Raw genomic sequence first — 6,285 nt, forward strand, 5'->3', positions numbered from 1 at the left:
CAACAAGATGTTCCGAAATATGCCCCCGTAGTATCCATGTAAAAAAAGAACCAGAAGTGAGTTTATCATTCAACTATATAGATTATTTAATTTTGGGCCTTTACGCCCTTGTCTTGTTCTTTGTTGGCTTCCGTTTTAGTAAAAAGGAAAAAAATGATGAGGATATTTTTTTAGGAGGACGTAGCCTGAAATGGTGGCAGATCGGCTTTTCTATGTTTAGTGCAAATGCCGGCCCGATGATGTTGATCGGTTTTGCTGGCATTGGTTTTTCACATGGCATTGTGGGCAGTAATTTCGAATTATTGGCCTGGATATTTTTAATGTTATTATCCATGGTTTTTCTGCCCTATTACCTTAAAGCCAAAATATCAACTATCCCACAGTTTTTAAAGATCCGTTTCGGTAACCGGTCTTATAATTTTCTGGTCATCTACAGCCTGATTTCGATATTGGTGGTATGGCTTGGAAGCGCCCTTTATGCCGGAGGCCTGCTCATTTCAGGGGTGTTTGATTGTTCGTTATTTACCGCAATTATCATAATTGCATTTGTGGCAACAAGTTTTACCGCTATTGGTGGTTTGAAGGCTGTGGTACGTACAGGTATTTTTCAATCTATCATTATTATTATATCCTCTATCGTACTTACCTTTTTGGGCTTTCAGAAAATTGGAAGCATAGATGCTTTGGTTAACCAGACACCAGAATCTTATTGGAAACTTTTTCTGCCGGCATCACACCCGGAATACTCATGGGTGTCGATTGTTTTAGGTTATCCGGTTGTTGCAATTTACTATTGGTGTGCAGATCAGACTATTGTGCAAAAGATGTTGGCCGCGAAAAATTTAAAAGAAGGACAATACGGAGCTTTGTTTATTGGCACGCTTAAAATAATAATGCCAATCATATTTATACTTCCAGGTGTAATGTGTTATGTTTTATTTAAAGATACGGCACAGCCYGATACGGCTTATATTACCATGATTAAAAGGCTGATGCCGCATGGTCTGCTCGGCTTAAGCATTGCCGCATTGATTGCAGCCTTGATAGATACGGTATCTTCGAGTTTAAATGCCTTCTGTACCGTTTTTACTTTGGATGTTGTTCCGCAGTTTAAACCACTTACTCAGAAACAACAGATAAAAATGGGCAAATGGATTACCATTGTGGCTGCAATTGCCGGGGTTGGTATTGCAATGCTTTTTTCTTATTCGGGCAAAAACTTTTTCGAATTAAGCCAGGGCCTTGTTTCCATCCTTTCGCCACCATTGGCAGTAGTTTTTCTGGCCGGAATCATCTGGAAGCGTGTAAACAGCATTTCAGTAGAAACGGTGCTTTATGGCGGAGGTTTCCTCTGTTTAGTGCTAGGTACCTGTCACGTATTAAATTATCCATACAAAGGCTATTGGCCACATTTTTTGCTATTATCATTTTATATATTTATGGCGTTAAGTGTTGCCATTGTAGTGTTAACATTAATTACAAAACCACCGGTGGTACAGGTGCAGCCATCACTTCTCGAAACTAAAACTCAGGTAGCCGACAGCTCAAAACCAATATGGTTAAGGTGGCTCTGCCTGGCGGTGATCATGATTTTTATTTATTTACTTTTCAACTAAATCAAAATGAAAAATGTATTCCTTCTGCTTATATACGTAATTTTTGGATGTGCCTTTTTAGGCTGCTCTTATCCGGGTCATGAAGGTAAAGAGGTTGAATATGCCGAAAAAGTATTTGTGGTGAACACGGTTGATAATCAAAAAAAACTGCAGGAATATTTGAAATACCACAAGAATATATGGCCGGAGGTAGAGGGGGGATTTAAAAAAGCTGGATTTAAAAGCATTAGCCTATACCGTTTTAACGACCTTATTGTGATGCGGGTTACCTTTCCAAAAGGTGCCGATCTAAATAAAATGAGCCAGTTGTCTGAATCTTTTAGTCCCCGCTGTGCTGAATGGAATAAATTAATGAATAACTATCAGAAGGGCGTTAACGGCACTTCACCAGGGCAGAAATGGGTTGAGGTTATTCCTTTTTATAAGTTCAGCAACTAATAACCTTAGTTCGATTATATTTACACATTGTGATCAATTTTTGGATTCATTTCCCTAACGCGATCGTCATGATGTTGTATCATAAAGGCGATTTCGCCTCAGACGTTGTCATGTTGAGCTTGTCGAAACACTTTAAAGCGTATTTAACAGGTCCTTCGACAAGCTCAGGATGACAAATCTATATTTATGATACAACCTCATCCTTCCTGCTAGATAGACCCTGAAATAAATTACCTTGGGTGAGCTCGCTTAAGGCTCGGTTTACTGCGTAGCTTTCCGCTGCGCTACAGGTCAGGGTGACGGCAGTGAGTTGAAAATATCTACAGAAGTATTTAAAGGGCATGTTATTAATTGAGTTCAGGTTAATAAATTAAGCGCTGATTTTATACTGTTTGATAAATTCCCTTGGCGATAAGCCTTTTACATCCTTAAAATGTTTGTTGAAATTGGAAATGTTATTATAACCACTTTGATAACAGGTTTCCGTTACATTATAATTGCCTTCCATTAACAATTTGGCTGCGTGCCCAACCCTTATTTCTTTAATAAACTCTACTAGGGTGCGGTTGGTTTTTTGTTTAAAGAACCTGCAGAAGGCACCTGTAGACATGGGTACAATATCGGCCACATCGTTCAATGATATGTCTTGTTTAAAATTTTTAAATATATAATCGAATACACGGTTAATTTTGTTTGCCTCGTTCGAAGTTTCGACAATACTAAATGAAGGCGAAGAGAGTGTTTTATAGGAGTCAGATCCAGCAAGCACATCTAAAAGCTGCAGCATTAAGCCCGCACGGTAAAGGCCTGTTTCAGATAACATTTGGTTCAGGATTGTTTTGACTCTCCCAATCGTTGCTCCGGTAAATAAAATGCCTTTTGCCGCATTTTTGAAAAGTTCGTTCAAACCGGCTGCCTCGGGCTTGGTTAATAGCTCCTTTCCCAGAAAATCAGGGAAAAAATGCAAAACAATCACCTTGGGTTCAGCATTAGGATTAATGGTACTATAATATTGCCAGCAATGTGGCAGATAACTTCCCAAAAGAACGAGTTCTGTTCCACTAAAGTCTTCAATATTGTCGCCTACAAAACGTTTTCCACAGCAATTTTCAATCAGGGCGATTTCAAAATTAACATGTGATTTTAATGAGGCATATTTTTTTATTTCCAGTATTTCCGAACGTACCGTAAAGGATTGATCGGGTGGAAAGGTGAAGTTCTCATAAATATACTGCATGCTGGTTAGTTGTTTTTTGGTTGACCGAGGGCGTTTGGTCTATATAAATATAACCTAATTTATTCACGAAAATAAGCAAATGCAAAAAAAACATCACAAATAATCAAATTAAAGGTAGTTGCACCAGGTTATTCTTCTGAGGTTTAGCCATCGGAGAAAAGACCATTGAAATTGAAATTCAAATGAATAACTTATGGGAAAATTGTTGAAAATATATTTAGAAGCGCTGGGTGCTATGTATATGGGTTTACCACAATATGAGTTAGCTCTGGTCAGAGATAAAAGCCGGAGGTTTTAAGAGTTGGTTTATCTTCAGTACTGGTTCTTTGTAGCAACTTTAAGGAAAAATAAATAAACCATCCCGGTGGCCGTTTTGGCAAATGCGGCAGGATGAATACGTCCTGCTTACATTTTGTTAACTGATAAATAAGCTTACCGAACTTCAGGGAACGTCTACTTCTTCCTTTACTTAACCCCCTAATGATGAAAAGAGCAAGATATATATATAAGCCCGACGAGAAAATAGAAGAAAATGTTATGTCTTCGGGAATAAGGATCAATAGGGATTTGTCGATCGACGAATTTGAATCCTTAACAGAAGGACAACTGGTATTAGATGAAAGCGGTATGTCTGCAATTCTCCTGAATGTAGAGATTGTAAGTCATTTAACTGAAAAGCATATTTACCTCAAACTTTCCTCTTGCCCCAAAACAATTCTCATTATCAAATAGTAAGTTAGTGAATGCAGGGTGTCCAGTCTGGAATGATGATGAAAAGCAATGACCAAATAACAGTAGCTTTGGGTAAATAAATTGAATAATGAAGGTATTAAGCCCTGTTTTTTTATTAATAATATGCTCCCTGAGCGCGTGGTCTCAGAACATTTGGACAAAACCACCTGGCCGTACACCTAGTGATGTTTCAATCGATGCACCGCTAATGGGTAACGGTGATGTAACGATGAGCGTTGGTTTTAAAGAGGGCCGTTTAAGGTATTACCTTTCAAAGAACGATTTCTGGCGTTTAAAATCAAAAGGCGATGGACTTTCAGGGCCACGTGTGATTGGTTTTCTGGATATTAAAACCGAAGGTTTTACGGATGATAACTTTTCAGCAGGACAGTCGCTCAAAAACGGCGTTACTTCCTGTTTGTTAAAAAAAGACAAGCAAAGCTTAACAGCACGGTCGTGGGTATCGGCAACCGAAAATCTGATCTTTATAGAATTAAGTACATCTGAAGAACCAGCTAAGGTATCTGTTCGCCTGAATGCTCCTGAAAACCCTCAAGCAAAACTGAAAACAGGCGAAACCAACAATGTTTATTGGCTTACACGCTCATTTAAAGATAGCGTTGATATTAAGACCGAAGTGTCTGTGGCCTTAAAAACAATCAATCACAGGGATAGTATTATCCTCTTGCAGCCAGGACAGAAAATAATAGTAGCACTTGCTATTGAAAGCAGATTTAAAAAACAGCACCCTTTAGGTGATGTTCTGAACAGGATAACTAAACTGGATGAAAACTCGGTTAAATCGGTATGGGATAAACACAATACATGGTGGGAGCGCTATTGGGAAAAATCAAATATCACCGTTGAAGATACTGTATTGATGAAAGCTTATCATCAGGGTTTGTATACCATGGCTGCCTGCAGCCGGGACCTGACATTCCCGCCAGGGATATTCGGTTTCACCACCACAGATAAACCTAGATGGAACGGCGATTATCATTTAAATTATAATTTTCAGGCTCCTTTTTATGCACTGTATTCAGCCAACCGTTTGGCGCAGGGCGAGCCGCATGATGCACCGCTTATTGATTTTATAGCCAGAGGGAAATGGTATGCAAAAAATATCAGTAACGCCCGCGGGATTTTGTTTCCCGTCGGTATCGGACCACTGGGCATTGAAGTTACCAAAGATTTTCCTTCAAAAGGTTACCTGCAGCATGGAGATATTGAGCAAGGCGGACTGTTTTTTGGTCAACGTTCAAACGCGGCCTATGGACTGCTTAACATGGCACAACAATGGCGCTGCACCTATGATGAAAAATACGGTAAAAAAATATATCCATATGCACTAGCCATTGTAGATTTTTGGGAGGATTACCTGAAACTTGAAAATGGCAGGTATGTTATTTATGGCGATGCCATCCATGAAGGATCAGGACTTATGGATTTAAGTACTTCATTAAAAATAGACGCAGGCAGGCATGAAAAATGGAAGGATATTTTAGCACGGCTGAGCGACTTCCCTACACAGTTGCGCAACGGCAAAAAAGTATTCCGTTATACAGAGCAGGGAGTAGACTGGTGGCCTGACAACGGCTTGGGTATACAGCATATTTATCCCTCAAATGCGATTAATCTGGATAGCAACCCTGAAATGCTAACTGTTGCCAACAATACCATTGATGAGATGAAACGCTGGCAGGATATGAATACCAGCAGTAGTTTTTTTATGGCGGCAATCCGGATCGGATACGATCCTGTTGTTGTTTTAAATGAATTGCACAAATATGCGCAGCATACTTATCCCAACGGTTTCCAGTTAAATAATCCACACGGGATTGAAAACAGCTGTACCGTGGCCAATGCGCTTAACGAAATGCTTTGCATGAGTGCAGGCAATGTAATCCGTTTATTCAATGGTTTACCAAAAGGCCAGAATGCGAGTTTCGAGAATATCAGGACGTGGGGCGCTTTTCTGGTTTCTGCTAATCGCAAAAATGAAACCATTTCCAATGTTAACATCGTTAGTGAAAAAGGGAAAACCTGTGTATTGGTCAACCCATGGCCAAACAGGAAAGTACTCGTGATCAGAAACGGAAAAAAATCGGAGCGCTTGCAAGGGGATAAGATCTCGTTCAAGACTAAAATAAACGAAGTGATACAATTACAGGTATTATAAACCTGAGTTCGATTATTAAATCTCACTTTGTAACGTTTTAATCAAGTTTTCTGTTAAGTCGGTCGTCACCCTGAATTTATTTC

General features: G+C 39.4%; 5 protein-coding genes. 4 read left to right on the top strand and 1 reads right to left on the bottom strand.

Annotated features, from left to right (window positions below):
• Together AC1DPQ_RS16280 and AC1DPQ_RS16285 are read left to right on the top strand one after the other, a co-directional pair.
• The coding region (locus tag AC1DPQ_RS16280) for a sodium:solute symporter family transporter (RefSeq protein ID WP_477610253.1) at window positions 1–1,616 on the top strand (1,616 nt) is incomplete at its 5' end.
• Between the two features lie 6 nt (window positions 1,617–1,622).
• Window positions 1,623–2,054: an L-rhamnose mutarotase gene (locus AC1DPQ_RS16285; protein ID WP_477582665.1), complete on the top strand. Its 432-nt coding sequence runs from the start codon at window positions 1,623–1,625 to the stop codon at window positions 2,052–2,054.
• Window positions 2,055–2,424: 370 nt separating this feature from the next.
• Here the strand turns inward: AC1DPQ_RS16285 and AC1DPQ_RS16290 are convergent, their stop codons facing one another.
• Window positions 2,425–3,291: an AraC family transcriptional regulator gene (locus AC1DPQ_RS16290; RefSeq protein ID WP_477582663.1), complete on the bottom strand. Its 867-nt coding sequence runs from the start codon at window positions 3,289–3,291 to the stop codon at window positions 2,425–2,427.
• Between the two features lie 483 nt (window positions 3,292–3,774).
• Here AC1DPQ_RS16290 and AC1DPQ_RS16295 point away from each other — a divergent pair, with 483 nt between their 5' ends.
• Both AC1DPQ_RS16295 and AC1DPQ_RS16300 read left to right on the top strand, forming a co-directional pair.
• A complete protein-coding gene (locus AC1DPQ_RS16295) occupies window positions 3,775–4,023 on the top strand; it encodes a hypothetical protein (protein ID WP_477582661.1) in 249 nt (82 codons plus the stop codon).
• 88 nt (window positions 4,024–4,111) lie between these two features.
• Entirely contained in the window at window positions 4,112–6,202 is a 2,091-nt protein-coding gene (locus AC1DPQ_RS16300) for a glycosyl hydrolase family 95 catalytic domain-containing protein (protein ID WP_477610254.1), read from the top strand.
• Window positions 6,203–6,285: the final 83 nt, after the last annotated feature.

This window comes from Pedobacter sp. 01T416_2, assembly GCF_056398925.1.